17 protein-coding genes are annotated in these 22,161 nt (G+C 70.1%); 4 read left to right on the top strand and 13 right to left on the bottom strand.

Annotated elements, in window-relative coordinates:
* Positions 1 to 80 precede the first annotated feature (80 nt).
* A complete protein-coding gene (locus WME82_RS25660; protein WP_438037446.1) occupies positions 81 to 1,340 on the top strand; it encodes a GNAT family N-acetyltransferase in 1,260 nt (419 codons plus the stop codon).
* Between the two features lie 245 nt (positions 1,341 to 1,585).
* Here the strand turns inward: WME82_RS25660 and manA are convergent, their stop codons facing one another.
* The gene (manA, locus tag WME82_RS25655; RefSeq protein ID WP_438037445.1) at positions 1,586 to 2,785 is read right to left on the bottom strand and encodes a mannose-6-phosphate isomerase, class I; all 1,200 of its coding nucleotides are present in this window, start codon (positions 2,783 to 2,785) and stop codon (positions 1,586 to 1,588) included.
* Positions 2,786 to 2,911: 126 nt separating this feature from the next.
* Here manA and WME82_RS25650 point away from each other — a divergent pair, with 126 nt between their 5' ends.
* Both WME82_RS25650 and WME82_RS25645 read left to right on the top strand, forming a co-directional pair.
* The gene (locus WME82_RS25650; RefSeq protein ID WP_438037444.1) at positions 2,912 to 3,625 is read left to right on the top strand and encodes an MmcQ/YjbR family DNA-binding protein; all 714 of its coding nucleotides are present in this window, start codon (positions 2,912 to 2,914) and stop codon (positions 3,623 to 3,625) included.
* Positions 3,626 to 3,847: 222 nt separating this feature from the next.
* The gene (locus WME82_RS25645; RefSeq protein ID WP_438037443.1) at positions 3,848 to 4,879 is read left to right on the top strand and encodes an endonuclease/exonuclease/phosphatase family protein; all 1,032 of its coding nucleotides are present in this window, start codon (positions 3,848 to 3,850) and stop codon (positions 4,877 to 4,879) included.
* Positions 4,880 to 4,925: 46 nt separating this feature from the next.
* Here WME82_RS25645 and WME82_RS25640 read toward each other — a convergent pair whose 3' ends face one another.
* From WME82_RS25640 to WME82_RS25615, 6 genes are all read right to left on the bottom strand, one after another.
* Positions 4,926 to 5,558, bottom strand: a complete 633-nt coding sequence (locus tag WME82_RS25640; RefSeq protein ID WP_438037442.1) for a DUF6151 family protein — start codon at positions 5,556 to 5,558, stop codon at positions 4,926 to 4,928.
* Between the two features lie 48 nt (positions 5,559 to 5,606).
* On the bottom strand, positions 5,607 to 7,070 hold the full coding sequence (locus WME82_RS25635) for an endo-1,4-beta-xylanase (protein WP_438037441.1): 1,464 nt from the start codon (positions 7,068 to 7,070) through the stop codon (positions 5,607 to 5,609).
* Between the two features lie 458 nt (positions 7,071 to 7,528).
* Positions 7,529 to 8,407, bottom strand: a complete 879-nt coding sequence (locus WME82_RS25630) for an SUMF1/EgtB/PvdO family nonheme iron enzyme (RefSeq protein ID WP_438037440.1) — start codon at positions 8,405 to 8,407, stop codon at positions 7,529 to 7,531.
* A 1,055-nt stretch (positions 8,408 to 9,462) separates the two neighbouring features.
* Positions 9,463 to 9,849: a VOC family protein gene (locus WME82_RS25625; RefSeq protein WP_437849466.1), complete on the bottom strand. Its 387-nt coding sequence runs from the start codon at positions 9,847 to 9,849 to the stop codon at positions 9,463 to 9,465.
* Between the two features lie 97 nt (positions 9,850 to 9,946).
* Positions 9,947 to 10,639: a DUF4956 domain-containing protein gene (locus tag WME82_RS25620; protein WP_437540792.1), complete on the bottom strand. Its 693-nt coding sequence runs from the start codon at positions 10,637 to 10,639 to the stop codon at positions 9,947 to 9,949.
* Complete coding sequence (locus WME82_RS25615; protein ID WP_438037439.1) at positions 10,636 to 11,433, bottom strand: polyphosphate polymerase domain-containing protein; 798 nt, start codon at positions 11,431 to 11,433, stop codon at positions 10,636 to 10,638. The genes WME82_RS25620 and WME82_RS25615 overlap by 4 nt, the downstream gene beginning before the upstream one ends.
* 639 nt (positions 11,434 to 12,072) lie before the next feature.
* On the opposite strand from WME82_RS25615, the gene WME82_RS25610 reads away from it, so the two are divergent.
* Positions 12,073 to 14,496 carry a substrate-binding domain-containing protein gene (locus tag WME82_RS25610; protein ID WP_438037438.1) on the top strand — a complete coding sequence of 808 codons (2,424 nt, stop codon included), beginning with the start codon at positions 12,073 to 12,075 and terminating at the stop codon, positions 14,494 to 14,496.
* Positions 14,497 to 14,507: 11 nt separating this feature from the next.
* On the opposite strand, the gene WME82_RS25605 is transcribed toward WME82_RS25610, so the two are convergent.
* The 6 genes from WME82_RS25605 to WME82_RS25580 all read right to left on the bottom strand — a co-directional run bounded on the left by WME82_RS25605 (position 14,508) and on the right by WME82_RS25580 (position 21,840).
* Positions 14,508 to 15,578 (bottom strand): ABC transporter permease, encoded by a 1,071-nt coding sequence (locus tag WME82_RS25605; protein ID WP_438037437.1) that lies wholly within the window; start codon positions 15,576 to 15,578, stop codon positions 14,508 to 14,510.
* Positions 15,575 to 16,534, bottom strand: a complete 960-nt coding sequence (locus WME82_RS25600) for an ATP-binding cassette domain-containing protein (protein ID WP_438037436.1) — start codon at positions 16,532 to 16,534, stop codon at positions 15,575 to 15,577. The genes WME82_RS25605 and WME82_RS25600 overlap by 4 nt, the downstream gene beginning before the upstream one ends.
* A 62-nt stretch (positions 16,535 to 16,596) precedes the next feature.
* Complete coding sequence (locus WME82_RS25595; protein ID WP_438037435.1) at positions 16,597 to 17,625, bottom strand: sugar-binding protein; 1,029 nt, start codon at positions 17,623 to 17,625, stop codon at positions 16,597 to 16,599.
* A gap of 1,205 nt (positions 17,626 to 18,830) precedes the next feature.
* Positions 18,831 to 19,901 (bottom strand): hypothetical protein, encoded by a 1,071-nt coding sequence (locus WME82_RS25590; protein ID WP_438037434.1) that lies wholly within the window; start codon positions 19,899 to 19,901, stop codon positions 18,831 to 18,833.
* Between the two features lie 192 nt (positions 19,902 to 20,093).
* The gene (locus WME82_RS25585) at positions 20,094 to 21,110 is read right to left on the bottom strand and encodes a hypothetical protein (RefSeq protein ID WP_437849453.1); all 1,017 of its coding nucleotides are present in this window, start codon (positions 21,108 to 21,110) and stop codon (positions 20,094 to 20,096) included.
* 274 nt (positions 21,111 to 21,384) lie between these two features.
* Entirely contained in the window at positions 21,385 to 21,840 is a 456-nt protein-coding gene (locus tag WME82_RS25580; protein ID WP_438037433.1) for a hypothetical protein, read from the bottom strand.
* Positions 21,841 to 22,161: the final 321 nt, after the last annotated feature.

Raw genomic sequence — 22,161 nt, 5'->3', positions numbered from 1 at the left:
CGACGCTGCCGCCGCTCGGCTGCGAGGCCCGGCGGAGCGGCGGCGGACGGCGTGCGGGGTTGTGCGGAAGGGAGGGGGAGATGCTGCGGTTTCACCTGGTGACCGATGTCGCCGAGCTCGCCGCGATGCGTGGGGCGTGGGAAGAACTGATGGGGCGGAGCGGCATGAACGAGCCGATGCTCACGCCGGACTGGATGCTCGCCTGGTGGCGCGTGTTCGGGGCGCAGGGCCGCTCGCTGCGCGCCGCGCTCTTCTTCGATGGGTCCCGCCTGGTCGGCCTCGCGCCGCTGCTGGAGCGCCGCTGCCGGCACCGCAGCGGCATCGTGTTCCGCCGGCTGGAGCTCATCGCCTCGGGGGAGGATCAGGCCGACGAGGTCTGCTCTTGCAACCTCGGTGTCATCGCCGAGCGGGGCGCCGAGGCCGACGTCGCGCACGCGCTCGCCGGCGCGCTTACGGGCGCGGCGCTCGGGGCGTGGGACGAGCTGGTGATGCCGGCCATGCGCCCCGATGGCGCGCTCGCCGTGATCCTCTCGCGCGAGCTCCGGCAGCACGGCATCGACGCGCGGATCGAGGTCACGGACGCCTCGCCCTACATCCCGCTGCCGTCCAGCTGGGAGAAGTACCTGAGCGCGCTCTCCGCGTCGCGCCGCTACCTCGTGCGCCGCTCGACGCGCGATCTCGAGGCGTGGGCGGGCGGCACGCTGACGTTCGATCGGGCGAGGACTCGCGCGGAGCTCGAGCGCGCGCGCGAGATCCTGCTCCGCCTGCACGCCGAGCGCTGGTCGGCCGATGGGCGCGCCGGCGTGTTCGCCTCGGAGCGCTTCCGCGAGTTCCACGACGAGGTGATGCCCGCGATGTTCGAGCGCGGCGCCCTCGATCTCGCGTGGCTCTCGGCGCGCGGCGAGCCCATCGCGGCGCTCTATAACCTTGTGTGGAACAACAAGATCTATTTCTACCAGTGCGGGCGCAGGGTCGACCTGCCGAAGGGGCTCCGGCCGGGGACCGTGATCCACGCCTTTGCCATCCGCGCTGCGATTGCGGAGGGGCGGCACGAGTACGATTTTCTGGACAGCCCTTGCCAGTACAAGCTGGCCCTCTCGCTATCGGCACGGCCGCTCATCGAGCTCCGGGCCGCGCGCCCCTCGGTGAACGACAGCGCCCGCCGCGCCGCGGAGCTCGCCGCGCACGAGCTCCGCGCGCTGAAGCGGCGCGTCCTCGCGACGTGGCGCGCCGCCGCCGGGTCGCTCGCGCGCGGGCCCGCGGATGGGCAGGAGACCCCGCGCGGCGAGCCCGCGGTCGCCCAGGGGAGATCCCGCCATCCCCCCGCGGGCAGTGCGTGAGCGAGCCGCCTCGGAGCGAGCTGTTCGCCAAGAACAGAAATCCTAGGCTCCTGTCCCGCGCTCTGTGGCCCTCTGTTCCTCTTCTGTGGGCAGAGGCCCGGGGCCGGAATCGGAGGGTGGTCGCATTTGAACAGGAAGGCGGGAAGATGGGAAGAACAGTTCAATGATCTTCCCACCTTCATGGGAACTCTCGCCGGGGAAATGCGACCGCTGCCCGGCGTCTCGGTGCGTCTCTCGAGGTGGCCTCAGAGGCCGACGGTGGCCCGGAAGAACTGGCCGTGTCCCTCGACGGCGTAGCTCCCCGACGAGAACGGGACGAAGATCGAGCCACCCTGGCGGAGCTCGCGGGCAGCGCCGCGCGCGTCGACCAGCGAGGCCTGTCCCCGGGTGCAGAGGACGATCTCGGGGCCTCGGCGGTCATCGGTCCTCCAGGGGGCCGCGGCGTCGAGGTCGATGCGGGAGAGCCGGAACTCCGGCGCTGGGGTGTCATAGAAGGACTCAACGCCCACCCGGCGTGGCACGATGGGCTCGACACGCCACGGCGCGAAATCGAGGACGCGAACGAGCTCGTCGACGTCGACGCGCTTCGGCGTGAGCCCGCCGCGCAGCACGTTGTCGGAGCTCGCCATGATCTCGATCCCGACCCCTTGCACATAGGCGTGCAGACGGCGCGGCGGCAGGTACAGCGCCTCGCCCGGATCGAGGTGCACGTCGTTGAGCAGGAGCGCGATCACGACGCCGACGTCGCCCGGGTAGAGCTCGTGCAGGCGGAGCGCCCAGCCAGCGGCCCGCGCGAGCCATCCGCCCGCCTGGGCGCGCTCCCGGCACGCCTCGACCACCGAGGACACGAGCTCGCGCCGGGCGGCCGGTTCGAGCGCGAGCAGGCCCTGGACGAGCCGCGCGACCGCGGCCGCGTCGATCACATCGGCGCTGCGCGGGACGAGCGCGTCCCCTGGGCCTCCGGCGAGGAGCTCGAAGACCTCCGGCAGCGCGGTGGCCGGCCGGAAACCGCAGAGGGCGTCGAACGGGGTGAGCGCGCAGATGAGCTCGGGTTTGTGGTGCGGGTCGCGGTAGGTGCGCTCGGGGGCGTCGACCGGGACGCCGGCGGCGTTCTCCGCGTCGAACCCGCGCCGCGCCTGCGCTTCGTCCGGGTGTGCCTGCAGCGACAGCGGCTGGTCGGCCGCGAGCACCTTGAGCAGAAAGGGGAGCCGAGCGCCGAAGCGTTCGCGCGTCGGTCCGCCGAGGAAGGCGTCTGCGTGCTTGGAGATCGCGTCGATCAGGCGCTCTCGGCCCCCGTCGAGCTCGATGCACGAGGAGGCCGCCGGGTGGGCTCCCATCCAGAGCTCGGCCTGCGGTTTGTCGGAGGGGCGCTGTCCGAGCAGCGTCGCGATGGCGTCCCGGGAGCCCCAGGCGTACTCCTGAACACGGTTCTCGAGCGAAAACATTGGGATAGCGCGCTCCTGCAAGGCGCCACCCTACCTCATGGCACCGGAGAAATCAGCTCTTGAGCGGGCGGTGAGGAGGCGCCGTTCCGGCTTTACGAGGTCGTGCGAGCGCTCTACGCTCGCCGGATGACGATGCGCCAGGACGACGCGAAGTTCACGCCCATCCTCGCGAGGCTGCGCGACGCCGCGCTGGCCTATCCCGAGGCCGTGGAGGAGTTCCCCTGGGGCGACCGTGTCGCCAAGGTGCGCGGGAAGATCTTCGTCTTCCTCAACACCCACGAAGGGAAGCTCGTTGTCACGGCGAAGCTCCCGCAGTCGGGCGAGGCCGCGCTCATGCTGCCGTTCGCGGAAGCCACGGGGTACAACCTCGGCAAGAGCGGCTGGGTGACGGCGCGCTTCGGGCCGAAGGATCGCGTGCCCGAGGCGATGCTGCTCGAGTGGATCGAGGAGAGCTATCGCGCGGTGGCGCCGAAGCGAGCTTTGCAGTCGCTGGATGGCGCGGCGCCGACGCCCGGGAGGCCAGGGAAGCCAATCAAGACGAGCGCTCCAGCAGCGCGTGCTGCGGCGAGCCAGCGAGAGGCGCACGCGACGGCCGCTGCCGCGGGGAAGGCTGCGGCGGAGAAGGGGACTCCCGCCAAGAAGGCTGTGGCGAAGAAGGGGGCTCCCGCCAAGAAGGTGGCAGCGGCGAAGGGAACTCCGGCAAAAAAGGCTGTGGCGAAGAAGGGGTCTCCCGCCAAGAAGGCTGTGGCGGAGAAGGGAACTCCGGCGAAGAAGGCTGCGGCGAAGAAGGGGGCTCCCGCCAAGAAGGCGGTGGAGAAGGAGAGCCGGCGAAGTCCATAACGCTTGTGAACGAGGCGGCGCCAGCGGACGCGGCCAGCGCGCCCGGCCGGTGAGGCTGAGTGCGTTCGTCGCCGCCCCCGCGCATCGAGACGGACTCTACACGCCGACGGAGGAACATCGATGCGCCACCGCGAGCCATCCAGGGATGCGTCGTCCGAGCCGCAACCGCAACCCGCCAGGCCTCCTTCGTCCCCACCACGCTGGCGCCGGCTCCGGTTCGTCGTGCTCGCCGTCGCCGTGCTCTACCTCCTCGCTGTCGCGTCGATCTGGCTCGCCCTGCCCATCGTGGGCGACCGGTGGTGGCCAGGGACGCTCTTTCTCTTCGGCCCGCGCCAGATCGTCGCCCTCCCTCTCCTCGTGATCGTGCCCGCCGCGCTCCTCGTGCAGCGCCGCGCTCTCCTCCCGGCGGCGCTGGCGTCGGCGATCGTGGCCGGGCCGATCCTCGGTTTCACGTTCTCGCTCCGGGCCCTTTCCGGAGACGCCGACAGTCCCGATCTGCGCGTCGCCTCCTTCAACACGGGGAGCCGCGCCATGAACATCGATCGACTCAAGGGCTTCGTCGCCGAGACCCGGCCCGACGTGCTCGCGCTGCAGGAGTGCTCGGCGTCGGAGCCGGAGCTGAACGCGGCATTTCCAGGATGGTCCGTCCACGTCGATACCGGGATGTGCCTTGTGAGCCGGCACCCTCTCCTCAAGGCCGAGTCCAGGGATCGCCGCGACGTCTGGAATCAAGGCGGCCACGGCGCGATCCTCCGCTACGCGATCGCGCTGCCGGACGCGCTGCGGCCGAGCTCGGAGGAGCCGCGCGGGACCCGTGTCTTCAGCTTCCTCAACCTGCATCTGGAGACGCCCCGCGAGGCGATCGAGGCGCTGATCCACGGCCTGTGGAAGCAGGCAGCGGAGCACGACCGCGTCATCGCATTGCGTCTCTGGGAGTCCGAGCTCGCGCGGCAGTGGGTCGACGAGGCGCCCTATCCGGTCGTCATCGCCGGCGACTTCAACATGCCGGTCGACAGCGCCATCTACCGGCGCTTCTGGGCAGGCTTCGAGAACGCGTTCTCGCGCGCCGGCCTGGGGTTCGGCGCGACGAAGCGCACGCGCTGGTTTGGCGTCCGCATCGACCACGTGCTCGCCGGGCCTGGCTGGACGACAGAGCGCGCATGGATCGGCCCGGATCTCGGCTCGGATCACCTCCCCATCGTCGCCGACCTGCGCTGGAGCGGTACCCCGCGCGAAGGGCGTGCGGAGCGCTAGCGCGGCGTCGCCGCGAGGACGAGCGGGGGAGGTTCGAGCCGGCCCGTCATGCGCGCGCGGGGCGCGGGCCGCACAGCGGGCGCAGCGCCTCGCGCTCGGCCGCGGACAGCACCGTGATGGGATACTTCGGATTGCCGCTCGCGCGATCGAAGAACGGATGCGGCCACGCCTTGCCGCGGAGCTTCCAGCCAAGCAGCTTCCGGGCCACGTGCGCGAGGAAGCGCACGCTCGGCCTCAGCGACCCGGGCGGCGGCTCGCCGATGGCGAACTTGCCCAGGATCGCGCCGCGCGGCGCGCCGAAGACCTCGTCGCACGGGCGCGCGCCCGGCGCTTGCTGGAACAGCTCGGTGACGATGCCGATGAACGGCAGTCGCGGCGTCAACGTGTTGCCGAGCGGCGTCTTGCAGCAGCTCGCGTACCAGCGATAGAGGCCCTTGGGCGTCAGGCGCGCCGCGGCGACGAGCTCGCTGCCGCGGTCGAAGGAGACCGACGAAGGAGCCACCTGCACGATGTCCGTGCCGCCCTGCTCATCGAGCAGGTCGGCGCGGCCGAGATGGTGCAGGAACGCCTGACAGTCGTCGCAGTAGCAGACGGCGCGGTTCACCGCGTCCGGCGATGCACCGCGCAGCCATCCATGGACCTTTCCGCAGCGACACTGGAGCTCGACGTCTCTGGACATCCGGCTCGCATAGCACGGCTCGACGCGCGCCGCGCGCGCTTCTGGTCGTCAGCGGTCGAGGAAGTCCATCAGCCAGGTCATGGCCGGCCGCATGGTGCCGTTCGGCTGCTGGAGGCCCGTGTTGGCCCTCCAGGTGGAGCCGACGATGTAACCCCACAGCGTGACGCCGGGAACGGAAGGGTGATTCCAGAACATCGTGAACTGTTCCTGCATCACCCGGCGCTGCTCCTCGTCGTTCGCGATGCCGATATCGTACTCGGTGATGTACACGGGCTTGCCCAGCGACGCGAGCTTGTCGATGTACCCTTTCACCGTGTTGGTGTTGAGCTTGTATGCGTCGTGGGCCTGCGCGCCGAGCGCGTCGACCGGGGCGCCTGCGTTGATCACCGCCCTCGCGATCCGCATGAAGTTCTGGTGCTCACCCTCGTACTCGATGTTGTTGTAGTCGTTGAGGATCAGCTTCGCGTTCGGGCAGAACTCGCGAGCCCACTTGAAGGAGTTGACGATCCAGTCATAGCCGCTGGCGCCGTCGCCGCCGATGCCGTTCTTGTAAGAGGGCGTCGTGTGGGGCGGCGGCTCGTTGACGACGTCGATGTACTTGGTGTCGGGGTAGCGCGTGCAGAACGACCGCATCCAGTCCCTCACGGCCGCCTGCTGCTCCGACCCGGAGAGGCCCGCGAGCCAGTCCGGCTGCTGGCTGCCCCACACGAAGGTGTGCTGCTTGAACGGGATGCCGTTGTCCTTCGCGTACTTGTAGATCGCGTCGAGCTTGCTCCAGTCTTTCTGGCCGCGCGCCCTCTCGACGGAGCCCCACTTGCCCTCGTTCTCGGGCGTGATCTGGTTCCAGTAGTTCGCGAAGCCGGCGCGCACGGCGCCATTCGTCGTGATGTTGCCCACGAACTTCGCGCCGGTCGGGGTGCCGCCGCCGGAGCCGCCGGAGCCGCCGGAACCGCCCCCGCCACCGGAGCCGCCTGCACCGCCCCCGCCGCTGCTGGCCGAGGAGCTCGCGGACGAGCTCGAGCTGCTGCTGGTCGATGAGGAGCTCGAGCTGCTGCTGCTCGATGATGAGGCGCTCGTGCTGGTGCTCGAGCCGCCATTGCCCTTGACCGAGACGATCGTGGGGCTCCCGGTGCCGCTCGCGCAGAACCCCCATGACGTCGAGCGGCCTGCAGCGACCGAGCCATTGTAGCTCTCGTTGGTGACGTTCAGCTGCCCGCCCGACGTCGTGGAGCGCGCGTTCCACAGGTTGGCCAGCGTGGCGCCGTTGAGCCCGACGACCAGACCCCAGGACGTGGCCGGGCCGTTGCTCGTGTTCGTCACCGTCACGTTCGCGCAGTACCCGCCGGTCCATTGCGACTGGAACGCGAGCTCGGCCTTCATCGTGTTGTCCGGGCTGCTCAACCCCGACTCGAGGGCGTCGCTGTCCTCCAGGTCAGCAGGCTCCATGGCGCAGGCGACCAGGCAGCACGCGAACGAAAAGGAGACAGGGCCAAGTAAGCGATCGATACGCATAAGGTTCTCCATGATCCGGCCGGCCGAGCCGCAGGGGTGTGCCCAAAGCGAATAAGTAAAACAGAGTTGCGTCTGCGAGCCCTGCCGCCCATAGGGTCGAGTTTGTAAGATTGCGGCCAGAGTGATATGCGATCGACAATGGCCGTTGCACGATCACACCGTGACTGTCGAAGCAAGGTTTACACATGCCATGCCCGGCGCGAGACGATGCCGAGCATGGCATGTGACTTAAGCATGCAACTGGGAACCGATGTCAAGCGCTTCGCGCGATCGGTTCCCTGATACAGTCACGTTGCATTCACTGGCCCGCGACGGAACGACGTGCGTGCCGTCCGCCCTCCTGAAGCTGCAACGATGGTTCGATGGCCGAGATGTGCGCTCAGGGGGATACCGTTGCTCCCGCGGCCCACGGGCGCGACGTCAGAAGCCCGGGCGGATGTGTGGCCCGCGGGCCGCGCTCACCCCGCGGGGTGTGTCTCGGCGTCCGCGCAGCAGCGGAAGCCGACCTCGTAGCCGTAGTCGTCTTCCTTGTGAAAGGTCGTCATCGGGCGGCACTGGCTCCGGATCGGACCCCACCATCCGCCCTTGAGCCCGCTGCGGTAAGGGGCCTTCTGATCGGTGCGCACCACCCACTCGTTGACGTTGCCGTTCAGGTCGAAGACGCCCGCCCACGAGGCGCACTCCGCGCGCCCGCCGGCCGGCTCGCGGCCGTCCAGGCGCGCGAGCTCGGCGGCGCACCGCGCGTTCTGCTGGCACGCTTCGTAGTGGAGCAGCCGCTGCGAGTGGTCTGGAAAGCGGTAGTCCCGATCCTGATTGCACGTCTCGGCATTCCGCTCGTAGCCGTAGACGTAAGGCTGCGATTCAGGGCCTTCGCAGGCGAAATTGAACTCGGCCTCGGTGCAGAGCCGCTTGCCCTCCGCCGCGCAGAGCCCGGCGGCTTGCTCCCACGAGGTCAGCGTGCGCGGCAGCGCGCCCGGGACATTCGGGTACTCGTACCGGTCCATGCAAAACGAGAGGTGCTCTGTCTTCTCAGCGACGCACCGCGACGGCTCGCGGAATCGCAAGCATCGGGCGGCGACCCCCGGCTCGCCGTGGCGCTTTGTCCATTCGGGATGGTACTCGAGGCATTCCTGCACCACGGCGCTGCAATACTCGCCCTCCACCCGCACCATCCCGTCGGGGCAGCCCTGGGTCGAGCCGGGCAGCGCGATCGGCACCTCGATCATCGCCGGCTGGTCCAGCGGCTCGTCGTTCTCTGTGGCCGGGGGCTCGACCGGCAGCGGGTCCGAGTTCTCCGCCTCCGTCGCCGGCGTCTCGACAGGCAGCGGGTCGGACATCTCCGCCGACTGCTCGGGAATCTCGACGTGCCGGGCGTCGCCTCCACCTCCGCCCCCGCTCCCGCCGCTGTCCGAGGGACCGGTGCAACTCGAGGTCGCAACGCCAAGCAGTGTCAGTACCGTGAAACCCAGGATACGCACGTTAACCTCTTCCCACGTTTGGCTACATCAGCCTACAGGCGTGGGCCAAAATTGATGCTGACCCGGGCTCGCCTCGATTTCTCGCGAGCGTCGGGAGCCATCCGGAGGCATTGCAAAATCTCGGCCTGCCTACGCACCCCGGAAAACCGGGCTACGGGGCTGTTGGCCGTGGCTTTGTCCCGTGGCGTGGCCGCCCGGTGGTCCAGAATGGCCGGCCAGCGCGGCCAGCCCGGCACGTCGGCCAGCGCGCGAACTGCGCGCCCTGCGTCCGCTTGCGCGGCGGGTTGGTCGCCGGCGGCCGTGGGCGATCCGCGGGCGTCCGCTTGAATCTGGCGGCCACGCCGACCGCCGGGTCCTCGGGCCCCAGGGCGAGGCGAGGTGGCGAGGATCAGCCGCTTTCAGGTGGGCCCCGCTGGGTTGGTCCGTCGGTCCCCCTGGGTGGCCTTCGCATGAGCGCCGGCCCAGCTGCCCTGGCTAGCGATCGCGCCGTCGGGCGATGGCGTCGCGCGCCGTCACGTCGCGTCGACCGGAGGGCTCAGGCGGGGATCTGGGCCTATCTCTCCTGTCAGACCGGCGCGCCGAGATCGCAGGCGGGCCATCTCAGGATGGTCAAAGCGCGTCCAGTGTCCGCGGAACTGCATGGCCAATTGCAGGTCTGGAAGCCTCGGTGTGCGCCGCGGGCGCTGGCGCCGGCGCCGACGGCCGAGCGATGCGAACGGGCACCGCGGCGCCAAGGCGCTCGACGGGGATGCGTGGATGGATCGGGCTCGGAACCAGTTCGCCAGGGCCGCTTTATCGAGTTTTGCAGAGGAGCGGGCGTGAGCGCAAGAATGGATGGGGTTATGCTACGTCATGGTGAATTGCACGAGGTAATGAGTTGCCCATTGCGGGCGTCGAGGCCGGGGCCGCCGCTTCTACACGGGGTTCCCCTCGTCGTCCCACGTGGAGAAGCCGTGCGCGTCCGGATGATGGGTCTTCACCACGCAGAAGCGCTGGCCGGTCGGCGCCTCGAGCACCCACCACGTCGAGGCCTGCGTGACCCGCTTGGCGCCGAGCCGCTCGAGGCGGCGCACCTCGGCTTCGACGTCGTCGGTCTCGATGTCGAGGTGAACGCGGCTCCCGTGCTTCACGGTCTGCACTTCGACCGAAAGATCGCGCGCAGACGCGTCCAGGCGGACGTAGGCCTCGCCGTCTTGGCCGCGCGATCGCATCCCGAGCGCCGCGCTCCAGAAGCGGGCGGCGCCATCGAGATCGTCGGTTCGGCAGTCGATGATGAACCCAGCCAGGCGACTCTTGTGCATGCGATCTGTTAGCACGGCTACCACGGTGCAGCGGCGACGCGACGCGCCCAGGTGAGATTGCTGCCCACGCACCAGTCGATGTGGTGCGTCGCCGTGGTCAGAGGTCCAGCGTCGGCTCCTGGAGCATCAGGCTCACGTCCGCCACGCCGGGCAACGCCTGCAGGCTCGTCACGAGGCCGGCCCGCATGTCGGGGTGGCGAACGCGGATCTGGTAGGCGTGCTCCATGACGGTGCCCTGCGCCGCCTCGCGCAGGGTCACGAGCGAGAAGGTACCGCAGTGCTCGCGGAGGATGCCCGCGATCGGACCGGCGATCTCCGCGCCGGCCTGGCCGGCCGGCGCCACGAACCGGAGCAGCCCGTCCGGCTGCCGGCGCGACCCGTAGCCGGTGACGTGGAGCAAGAGCGTCGCGACGCCGAACATCGCCGCCCCTGCGATCGCCGCGCCGTAGGCCCGCGCGCCGCTCGCCATGCCGATGGTGAGCGACGCGAAGACGAACACGACGTCGCGCGGGTCGCGCATCGTGGTGCGGAACCGGATCGCGGAGACGCCCCCCGCGATCCCGATGCCGGCCGCGATGTTGTTGCCGACGGCGAGCATGAGCGTGCATGTGATGATGCTGCCCAGCGCCATGCTCTGGACGACCGTCCGCGAGTACGAGAGGCCGCGGAACGTGAGCATGTAGACGCCGGCGATGCCCTGCGTGAGCCCGAAGGCGACGAGCAGGGCGAGGAGCGCGTCGCGCCACTCGACGGCCTCGCCGTGCGAGAGCGCCGCCAGCCAGTCCATCATTGCCACCCTGCGACCCGGGTCGCCCGCGCTTCCGGGAGCATCAGCTGCGCGGTGACGCTGTAGCAGTACTTGGAGAACGAGTGCCGGACGAGTTCGAGGCGCCGCACGAGCGCCACCATCCACGCAGGCGGCCTGCGCTCGAACTTGAGCTCGAGGACGCAAACGGGCTCCGGCGTCTGCGTCTGGACGGGGTGGTCGACCGGGCGCCACCCGCCCTCGGAGGCGTCGAGATCCAGCATTTCCCTGCGCTGGCAGACGATCTTCCGGTCAAACGTCAGGCGCGCGTAGGTGTCGAGGGTGCTCTCGTACGCCTCGCGCTCATAGTCGACAAGGAGCATCGGCCTGAGGTCGTGGCGGTGGAACGCGCCGATGAACTTCTCCGCGGCCTTCCGCGCGCCCGGCGGGAGGCGATCGAGCGAGGCGGGGCGGCCGGGCGCGAGCAGATCGCGCCACTCGCTCGCTGGCACCGCCGCGCGCGACTTGATGATCACATCCTGGACGCGCCGCTTCACCTCCAGGAAGGCCGGGCTGGTCTTCCCGGGATAGGTGCGCACCCGCAGCTTGAAGCGGTCGCGCTGCTCGCGGGCGTTGGCCCAGTAGAGGTCGAACCCGCGGGTGTCGAGGTAGAGCGACCGGATGCGGTACACGCCGCCCGGGCCGGCGTACCGGTCCAGCCGGCCGATCGCGCAGGCGGTGGCCCGGATCGCCGGGACCAGACGCTCCGGTACCAGGTATTTGAACTCGTATCGTTCGATGACGTCCAGGACTCTCGCCTCCTCGGTCGTCAAGGGCAAGCGCGCCGCGCTGCTACGCGTCGCAAAGTTGTTACGGTAACCACGCAATAATGACACAAATTTCGCCGGCGTCCGCAAGCGGAATCCATGGCCGCTCCGCGAGATCTTTGCGCTTTCCCTGCAACCTGCGCGCCTGCGGCAGCGCTGCTGGGGGAGCGCCCGGCGCGGCTCGGGGCCCGCGCGGGCGCTGCTCCTTGCGGTGGGCTGACAGGGGCTCGGGGCCGGCTCCAGCGGGGCGGGCCTTCGGCTGCCGGGGTGACGCGGGCCGGCGCGCTCCCCGCGAAGCGGGCGGAGGTCGCTGCCTGTTTGTGCCACGAGCGCCCAGCTCATGATCGCGTCGTCATGAGTCGATGTCGTGAGCGGTTCCTCGCCGGCGGTAACGCCGTCGCGACGCACCACGCTTGCGCTCATCGACGCGCGGTGTCGGCGCATGTGCCCGGAAGCCAGCGCGTCGATGTCGCTTTCGGCTCGGCTGGCGCGCTCGAGCGGTTCGGCTCGGCGGTGTCGCCGTAACCGGCGCGAGCCGCGCCGCGTCTCGGCCGCGCAGCCTCTTCCGACCCCCGATTGACCCGATCGATCGATCTCGCGCGAAGTTGTTGAAGGCCGCCTGGATCCAGGCGAGATCGTCGAACGATCCGGATGCGTCAGGTACCCGACCTCCTCGCCGTCCTCCAGCAGATCGTGCGGCGGGCCATGGCCGTCCTCCCGCACGCGCCGCGCGGGAGCCTGCTGCTCCGCGAGGGCGACCGCTTCGTGGCCCGAGCGCTGGTCGGGTTCGACGCGCCACCTGGGGTCTCCTCGCGCGTTCCGGTCGGCGTGGAGGTCGAGGGGGGCGCGCCCGGCACGGCGGCGCCTTCTGACGGCGCGCACGCGAGCCGCATCGTCGATGCGCGGGCGTGGTACCGGACGTACCTGCCTTTCGCGCTCGGGGCGGGCTGCGGCGTCCCCGAAGGCGCCGGGGTGCTGGTCGCGCCCATCCAGCTGTGCGGCGAGCCGGCCGGCTATCTCGCCATCGAGCAGGCCACCATGGAGTCTCCGGGCGAGGAGCGCCGCGCCACGATCGAGGTCCTCGCGGGCACGGCCGGAGATGCGCTGGAGCGGCACAGGCTCTATGACGACAAGGCGAGCGCGGCGCAGGAGATCCGCCTGTTCGAGCGGCTGCTCCACGCGGTGGGCACGACGCTCGCGCTGCACGACCTCATCGAGACCATCGCTCACGGCATCAAGAGCGTGCAGCTCGATCCGAGCTGGAACACGGTGGAGATCTGGCTGCTCGAGGAGGACCGCGTCGGGGACGGCCCCGGGCTCGCGCAGGGCGACCTCTGCGCCCGCGTCTACCGGGCCCCGGCGTCGGAGCCGACGACCTACTTCCAGAACATCCGCGCCGGCGCGGACAGCGCCGCGCGGCCCCTCGGCGTCTCCATCGACTGGCGGACCGGCCATGGCGGCGACGGCGACGGCTCTCAGCGCGCCCTGCTCGATGAGGCGATCGACCGGCGCATGTCCGGCATCATCGTCGCGCCCAGCAACCCCGAGAGCGCGGAGGAGGCGTTCAGGCGGGCGGCCGAGAGGGACATCCCGGTCGTCGTGATCGACACGCCTCCGATCCCCGGCAGTCGGGCGTTGCTCTACATCGGGACGGACAACGTGGCGTCGGGCAGGCTGGCGGCCGAGGTGATGAAGCGGCTGCTCCCGGGCGGCGGCGTCGTCGCGTCCCTCGGCGCCGTGGGGCTCGCGCTGAACATCCGCGAGCGCGTCGATGGCTTCTGGGCGGCGGCGCTCGGGTCGAACCTCACGGTGCTGCCGACGATCCCGTGCGACTGGGATCAGGAGGCCGGGACGAGGCTCGCCACGGTGGCGCTGGAGGGGCGATCCGACGTCGCGGGCGCCTTCGGCGCCGCAGCGGACAACGGGCCGTCCTGGGGCCGCGCGGCGCGAGCCCTCGGCAGGGCCGGAGATCTCAAGGTCGTCGGCTTCGATCTCGTCGCCCGCACGGTCGCCCTGCTCCGGCAGGGGGCGATCCACGCGACGATCGTCCAGCGCGAGGACGACATGGGCTTCCGCGCCATCGAGACGATCCACCGGATGATCACGCGCGGCGTCGGGCCGACCCTCGCCGAGCTGCCGCCTTCCCGTGTCCTCCACACCCGCGTCGATTGCGTCACCCTCGAGCAGACGCCGTGGTCCACGACGCTGAGCGATTACCTCTCTCTCGAGGCCGCCCGCCGGGCCGCGGCCGGGAACGGCGGTCGGATCGCGCCCGTCGCCCCTGCCATCGAGGTCATGATGATCGGGCTCTCGCCCCCCTCGAGCTCCGTCGTCGAGGACCAGGTCTCGATCCCGGCGCGCTCGCTCGTGCGCCGCGCGATCGCGTCGGGCCGCCCGGTCGTGATCGACCCCGCCGAGGGTGGCGCGGACGCCGCCCTGCCTGCCGCGCACGACGGCGCGCGCACGGCCATCGCGGTGCCGCTGCAAGGCCGCGGCAACGTCCTCGGCGCCCTCGTCCTGAGCAGCGCTCGCAGGGAGGCGTGCGGCGCGGGCGACGTGGCGTTCCTGGTCCGCGTCGCCGGCACGGTGGCGATCGGCGTCGAGAACGCCCGCCTGCTCCGCCGCATCTCCGCGCGGAGCGAGGAGCTCGAGCGCGCCAACCTGCAGCAAGCGGCGATGCTCCAGACGATCCGCGAGCTCTCGAGCCCCGTGGTGCCCATCGCGGACGGCATCCTCGTGATGCCCGTCGTGGGCGTCATGGATGCCCAGCGCTCCAGCGACTTCATCGCGTCGATGCTCCGCGAGATCGACGCGAAGCGCGCGCACGTCGTGCTGATCGACGTCACCGGCATGGCGTTCGTCGACGCGACGGCGGCGTCCCGGCTCGTCGAGGCGGCGCAGGCGGCCGCGCTGCTCGGCGCCGAGGCGGTGCTCGTCGGCATCCGGCCGGAGGCCGCGCAGATGATGGTCCGGCAAGGCCTGGACGTCGGCTCGATGGTGACGCACGCCAACCTGGCGAGCGGCTTCCGCCATGCGCTCTCGAGGGTGCGCCGCCGCGCGGCGAAGCGCGGCTGACCGCGCGGCGGCTACTCCGCCCCGGCGGGCGGCGCCTCGATGGGGCGCGGCCCGGCGGTCTTCGCCTCGCCGGCGCGCCCGGCGCGCCGCTGCCCCTGGGCGACGTGCACCACCTGGTCGAAGACGACGGCCACGAGGATGACGGCGCCGATGATGATGAACGTCCAGTTCGGGTCGAGGCGCCAGACGCGCGGCACGCCGTCGTCGCTGTGGCGGATCTGGAACATGTTGATGCCGTTGTCGATGACCCGCATGAGGGCAGAGCCGATGAGGACCCCGAGCGCGCTGCCCTCGCCGCCGCGCAGCGAGCAGCCTCCGAGCACGGCGGCTGCGATCGCGTAGAGCTCGTAGCCAATCCCGACCTGCTGCGACATCTGGCCGATGTAAGACGCGTAGCAGACGCCCGCGATCCCGCCCGTGGCCGACGAGATGACGTACGTCGAGACCTCCACCCGGCGCACGTCGATGCCCGAGTACTCGGCGGCCTCGCGGTTGCCCCCGATCGCGTACATGTAGCGCCCGAGCACGGTGAAGTGCAGCACGTACGCGCCGGCGGCGAGGACCACGAGGAAGATGACGAGCGGGTAGGGGATGAGCGCGTCGCCGGAGACGCGCAGCAGCCCGCCGTTGGCGAGGCCGAGGAACGGCGAGTCGCCGAAGCTCAGCGTTCCGCCCTCCGCCACCGTCTGCGAGACGCCGCGCACGAGGAGCATGCCGCCGAGCGTGACGACGAACGGCTGCAGCTTGAGCCGCGTGATGAGCAGCCCCTGCGCGAGCCCCACCAGCACCGCGGCGGCGAGCGCCGCCGGGATGCCGACCCAGAGCGGGTAGCCCAGGCACCCCATCCCCGAGGACGAGATCTTGGCGAGCAGGACGCCGGTGAGGCCGATCACCGAGCCGATCGACAGGTCGATGCCCCCGGTGATGATGACGAACCCCATGCCCATCGCGAAGATGCCGAGCATCGCGATCTGCCGCGTGGTGTTGACGACGTTCGATTGCCCGAGGAAGTCGGGGTTGGAGATCCAGAGCCCCGCGCACATCACGAAGAGCACGAGGCTCATGCCCAGCTCACGTCTCATGCGGTCACCGCGCTTTCCACGTCCCCTTCCGCGCCCCTCGCGCTCCCCGTCATCAGCGCGGCGACGCGCTGCAGCGTCAGCCCTTCGCGCGGGAGCACGCCCGTGATCCGGCGCTCGTGCATGACGACCACGCGATCGCTCATGCCGAGCACCTCCTCCATGTCCGAGCTGACCATCAAGAGCGTGATCCCTTCCGCGGCGAGCGCGGCCATGTGCCTGTAGATCTCGGCCTTGGCGCCGACGTCGATGCCGCGCGTCGGCTCGTCCAGGAGGAGGACGCGAGGGCCCATCGACAGCCATTTCCCGAGGACGACCTTCTGCTGGTTGCCGCCGGAGAGGTTCACCGACCGCTGATCGAGCGTCGGCGTCTTGATGCGGAGCCGGTCGACCTCGGCGCGCGCGGCGCGGCGCTCGGCCGCGCGGTCGAGCCAGAAGGCGCGGGCGAAGCGGGCGAGGCCCGGCAGCGACGCGTTCTCGACGACGGTCATGGGGAGCACGAGCCCGTGCCGCTTGCGATCCTCCGGCGCGAGGCACACGCCGCGGTCGATCGCGTCGCGCGTCGTCCGCGGCGCATAAGGCTCTCCTGCGAGCGTCATCGTGCCGCCGAGCGCCCGGGTCGCGCCGAAGATCGCCTGCATCAGCTCGGTGCGCCCCGAGACGACCAGCCCCGCGAAGCCGAGGATCTCCCCGCGCAGCGCCATGAAGCTCACGCCCGCGCGCACCTCGCTCAGCGACACGGGCGACCCGTCGAGGAAGATCTGCCCCTCGTCGGGCGGGCAAGCGCCGCCGAGGATCTTCATGAGCGTGCTCTTGCCGGCGCCGTTCTCTCCCACGAGCGCGAGCAGCTCGCCGGCGCGGAGCGAGAGCGACACCCCTGAGAGCGCGGTGACGCCCGGGAACCGCTTGACGATCCCGCGCATCGCGAGCAGGGGTGGGAGATCGGGAGTCGACGTCATCGGTCGGGACCGCGGGGCTCGATCGAGGGGGGCGCCCCCGATCGAGCCGCCGGATAAGGAGGCTATTTCTTCAGCTCCACGAGCTTGGCCTTGAACTCCGCCACGTTCTCCTTGCGGATCACGTCGACGCCGGTGTCGACCATCTTGTCCCTGGGGATGGTGGCCATGGCCGCGTCGCCCTTCGTCGCGAGCTCGTGCATCCACTTGCTCGACAGGTAGCCGAACTGGAACGGCTTCTGCACGACGGTGCAGGCGACAGTGCCGTTCTCGATGCCGCTGAGCGTCGCGTCCTCCTCGTCGAACACGGCCGGGATGACCTTGCCCTTCTTCCCGAGCGCCTCGACGGCCGCGATGATGGCCGGCCCGTTGTACGACCAGAGGCCGGTCGCGACGTTGAGGTCCGGGTGGGCGTTGATGATGTCTTCGACGTTCGCGCGCGCCTTGGCGCGATCGGCATTGTCCTCGCGCTTGTCGACGATCTGGATGTTGTGGGCGGTGACCACGTCCTGGATGCCCTTGAGGCGCTGGGTCGCGTTGTCGACCGCGAACATGCCGACGAAGACGGCCATCTTCCCGCCGTTCGGCAGGATCTTCACGATCTCGTTGCCGAGCGCCTTGCCGGCCTCGTAGTTGTTCGTGCCGATGTAGAGCAGCCGGTTCGACTTCGGGGCGTCGGAGTCGAACGTGATCAGCTTGACCTTCTCGGCGACCCTGTTGAGCACGGCGACCTGATCGTTCGGCGCCAGGACGGTCACGGCGACGGCGTCGTATCCCTGGCTGGCGAGGCTCTCCAGGATCTGGTTCTGCTCCTCGGGCGTGCCGTTCGGCGGCGCCTTGATGTCCACTTGAATCTTCGCCTCTTGCTCGTACTTGTGGACTCCGGCCCCCGCGATCCGCCAGAACTCGCTCGTCCCGCTCGTCACGAAGGCGAGCTTGACGACCTTGGCTGTCGTCGGGGCGCTCTTGCCGTCGCCGTCGTGGCCCTTGGCCGCATCGTCTCCGCCCCCCTGAGCGCAGCCGGCGATCCATGTCATGGACACCACGGCGAACGCTGCAAACGCTAGCTTCCAGAAACGATTCTTGTCTTTCACGGCAGTTCTCCCCGCCTTGCCTGCGAAAAGCGTGTCGAAGTCGATGTCGCTGAGCCGCGACACAGGAATCCCCCGAGGCGAGGTTAGCGGACGTACCCCGTCGATGTCGCGCCTCGCGTGAACGACCCAAACGGAAAAGTCGGGGGCAACGTGTCCGAGTTTCGAGCACCTCAGGGTCGCGGGTCGTGTGCGAACCCACCTGCTCCAGGGAGCGGGGGGCGACATGAGCTCATGATGTGGGGGTGCAGCGTGGCGTTTGATCCGCGGCGGCCCACCCTGGGGGACCGCGGCCCGGGGTGACCTGACGGAGGGCCCTGCTGGAGATGGGCTCCCGGAGGTCGAGGCGCCTCAGGGACATCGCGGAGCGGCGGCTATTGCGAGCAGCGCTGAGGATCCGACTGGCATTGACACTGATTTCTACGCTCGGTGTCATTCCATTCGCAATAGCCGCACAATGCGTGCCTTTGGCTCTTGCAGTACTGGTCGCACGCCGCGCCCCCGAGGAAGCCGAAGTCGCAGACGTGAGGGAAGTCAGACCAGGACACTGCAGTGGCGAGGTCCCCCTGCGGCGCGCGGCTGAGGGCGCTCTGGGCCGGGATAGCCTCTGACGGGTCTCCGTCCTGCGGTGTCTCGTGGTAAGATGAGCTGTCGACGACACAACCGGTGAGCGCTCGCGCGCCAAGTGCGGTGCATGTCCACAGCGCGGCATACTTGAAGATGATCTTGCTCGTCATTTTCGGCCCTGTCCTCCCCTGGTGCTTCGCTGATTCCGTGTTTCCACACGAACGCCGTCATCGCCTGCACGAGGTGCTTGCGCGGGCGTTGGCCGTGTCCATGCGGCGCCGTGGCCGCGACAGGCAAGCGGGAGCGCCCTGATCGACGGCAGCGCGTTCGTAAGGGGGCGGCGTCTGGCCCTGACGAAGGGGATGGCGGCGTCTCAGGTGAGCTCGTGTGGCCTGAGCGCTTGTGCTTGGCGGACGGCGCGGTGGTGGAGGCGCCCGTGGGATCCCGAGGGACTCGGGGATCAACGACGGTCAGGGAGATCGCGAGATGGAGAGCGTGAGAGCGCCGCCGTCCGAGCGGGGATCGACCCGCAGGCCGGCGCGATGAAGCAACTCATCGACGAGCCTGGCGGCGAGGTCCTACCGGGCAGCGCGCTCTCCTGGAAGCTCATGGTCGTCGTCGGCCTCCTGCCTGCGGCGCGATCACTCGGGGCACGCCGCGGCGCAAGCCGCGCCGCCGCAGTCGACGCCGGCCTCGTCGCCGTTCTTCACGCCGTCGGTGCAGGTGGGCGCCTCGCAGATGCCGCTCCAGCACACGCCGCTCAGGCAGTCTGCGCCGGTCTCGCAGCCACCGCCCACCGGGCAGCGCGGGCACCATAACTTGCCGCAGTCGACGCCGGCCTCGAGGCCGTTCTTGATCCCGTCGCTGCACGTCGGGATCATGCAGCTTCCGTTCGTGCACACGCCGCTCTCACAGTCCGTGGCGGCCTCGCAGCGCTCGCTCGATGGGCAGGGACGGCATGAACCGCCGCAGTCCAATCCTGTTTCGCGGAGCCCGTCATCTCGCGCACCGTTCACGCAGTGCTCCGGCACGCACCAGACACCATCACACGCGAGCCCGCCAGGGCACAGCAGCGTCGGGTCTGTGTCCACGCACTGCACGCACGCGCCCTCATGGCATCGTCCGGCGCCCGAGGCGGGACATGCGACACCATCCAACAGGAGATGTCGCGGCTCGTCGATGTCGCAGGCGTCGAGGGTGCACTGGTTGCCGTCGTCGTAGGGGTCGACGGCCGCTACGCTGACCACGCGGCCGTCGGCCGTGCACTCCTCGACCTTGCAGTCGCCGCGGATCTGCGAGGCGATCGGGCCTCGCTCGATCTCCACGACGCACGCGCCGTCCGCGCACCTCCCGACCCCGCACCGCGGGTCCGGCGGGCCGGGGCACTCCGCGTCGTCCTCGCAGCTCCCGGGCGGAACCGGCACCCCCGAGCACTCCTCCGTGCCCTCGGCGCACTCGTCGCAGGTCCGGCACTCCTCGAAGCAGCTCGGCGTGTCGTCGCCGCGCGCGCAGCAGATGACCTTCCCCGGCTCGCCGCACTCGCAGTGCTCATCGATGCAGATCGTGCCTGGCACATTCTGCTGGTCCGACTGGCAGTGGTCCGTGGTCGCGCACCTTCCACCCACGTAGGGCCCGTCGCCGCACGCAAAGAAGGTCGCCGAGGTGATGAGAAAGAGCAGAGCAGCAGCACAACGCGCGATGGGTCTACCCATGCGTCCAGTCCTCCGGCACGAGGCTGTGGCGCCGGCACCCAGGCGGCCCCAATCCGCCGGGGTGTCGTTTGCCAGGTCGTCTCGGGGCGCAGTATGCCGCGGTCAGGCGGCCGCCGTCACGCAAGTTTTCGCAAGATCGTGCGGCGTGCGACGCGTCCTTCGATCAGAGCAGGGGCAAGGTCGAAGCGCACATCAAAACGTGCTCGTCAGCGTAAGCCCGTTGGCCGACACCGTGATCTCTGCCGGCCCGCGCGGATAGAACGTGTAACCGAGCGTGGCGGCCAGGACGGCCCCTCCCGCGATGAGGCCGGCGATGCCCACGCCCCGGTAGGCGATCGCGTCGTCGTAGGCCGACGCCGACTGCTGGCAAACCGGCTGGGTCAGCCGGAAGCAACGGTTCGGCCCTGCGGAGAGCGCGGCGGTGTCGCCCGCGTCGTCCTTCTTCTCCGCGCCGACGAGCATCACGCCGCCGATCGCCGCCAGGGTGGCGGAGAGCCCGAAGCCGCCGGCGACGAGCTCCGGCCGCGGCCCGGGCCGGGGAGGCGGGGGGGCGAGGGGGGAGGCGCGGGGGCCGGGGGGCGGCGCCGGCGCGCCTGCGGGCGCCGCCGGGAGGCCTGGGGGCGGCGCAGGGACGCCGGCGGGCCGGGCAGCGAAGGTGAGCACGACTTCCCGCGCCTCGCCGCGCGGCACGTCGATCTCGGCCGTCGCGACGTTGCCGTCCAGCACGGCGCGCACCACGTGGTGGCCGGGGGCGACGGGGATGGGCTTGTCGCCCTCGAGCTCGGCGGGCGCGCCGTCGATCGTGATCTTCGAGCCCGCGGGGGCGACCACGTGGAGCTCGCCGGCGAGCTGCCGCGCGCGGGCCAGGTCGCTGAGCCGCGACGCGACGAGCGCGCGCTCCGCGGGCGTCCTGGGCGCGCGCATGATCTCCTGGCAGAGCGACAGCCAGCGCACGGCGGCCGGCGCGTCGCCGAGCCGGAGCGACAGCGCCCCGATGTTGCACGCGGCGACCTGGGCGCGCTCCAGCCGCCAGACCGCCATCCACAGGTCGCGCGAGTCGGCGAGCCGATCCTCTCGAGCGGCCGCGTTCGCCTGCGTCATGAGCCGGGCGACCGCCTCCGAAGGGGCCTCGGCGCGACCCTCCGCCGCGCCGGCCAGCAGGGCGATGCACAGCGGGAGCGCGGCGACGCGGCGTGTGTTCCTTAGCACGGGTGCGGATCTCCTCGGCCGAGCCTCGGTCTGAAGGGCCGCTCCGGAGCCAGGGCCCCGGGCGACGGCCCCACGTACCAGAAGGAGGCTGTCGGTGGAAGCCCCGGAAGCCGCCGGGTTGTCGGGGGGCCAGGCGATGGAGGTTGAGCAGGCGCGATCTGGCGCGCTGTGGCGGTGCGCGCCAGATCTCCAGCCGCCGTCGAGGGCTGATCACCGGCGATGTTTCACGATGTTCGTCTCGAGGCCTGGCGCGAGGCGGGGCGAGCGAGCAGCCCTACTTGACGAACACCAGCAGCTTCTTGACGCCTTCGACGTCGAACACCTTGACCGCGACGACATCGCTGACGTCGACGTCGTTGTTGCTGAGGACGTCGCCGACCTTGATCCCGTTGGCGACGTCGACGTCCTCCAGCACGTTCTGCAGGTTGAGGATCTGGAGGTTCACGATGAGGTTGTTCAGCGTCTTGTTCACGTTCACGAGCTGGTCGCCCGTGAGGATGTCATCGATGTACACGATCTTGATGCTGTCGACGTCGATGACCTCGTCATTCAGATCCAGGACATCTGTGATCAGGACGGGGATGGCCACGAGGGCGCCGGTCAAGTTGCCGTAGTCCGGAAAGTCGGAGGCGGACGGGACTTCATAGCTCGCCAGCGCGGTGGTCGACACGCTGAGAGCGACGAGAGCAGCGCCAACGCCCGAGAGAACGCGAGACTTGAGAGGCTTCATCTTGTATGTCCTCGAAAATTGGGTTTCGGTTTGCTGTTATTTTTTGCTCAGAGCGCAGAGCGCCGGTCTGTCATCCGCCTGTCACTGTGCTGTTCAGCCGATCGTATCGTCGGGCGGCTCGGCATCCTCCGATGCGCGCCTGTTTCGATCGAGCTCGACCTGTGGCCGCCATCCGGCGCCATCGCGCCGGTATCGAATCTGCGATGCTTCATCGAGCGGACTCCGGTGATGGAGCCGTCCTGCACGCGCGGTGCGTAAATGCATGCGCGCCCTCTCGATGATCGTATTTGTCCGGCGCTCACGCGCTCTGCTGAAGACTAT

It is taken from the genome of Sorangium sp. So ce128 (assembly GCF_051525245.1).
Classification (GTDB): Bacteria; Myxococcota_A; Polyangia; order Polyangiales; family Polyangiaceae; genus Sorangium; species Sorangium cellulosum_B.
Note: the sequence above shows the minus strand (reverse complement) of the source record. Positions and strands in the feature narration are given on the sequence as shown.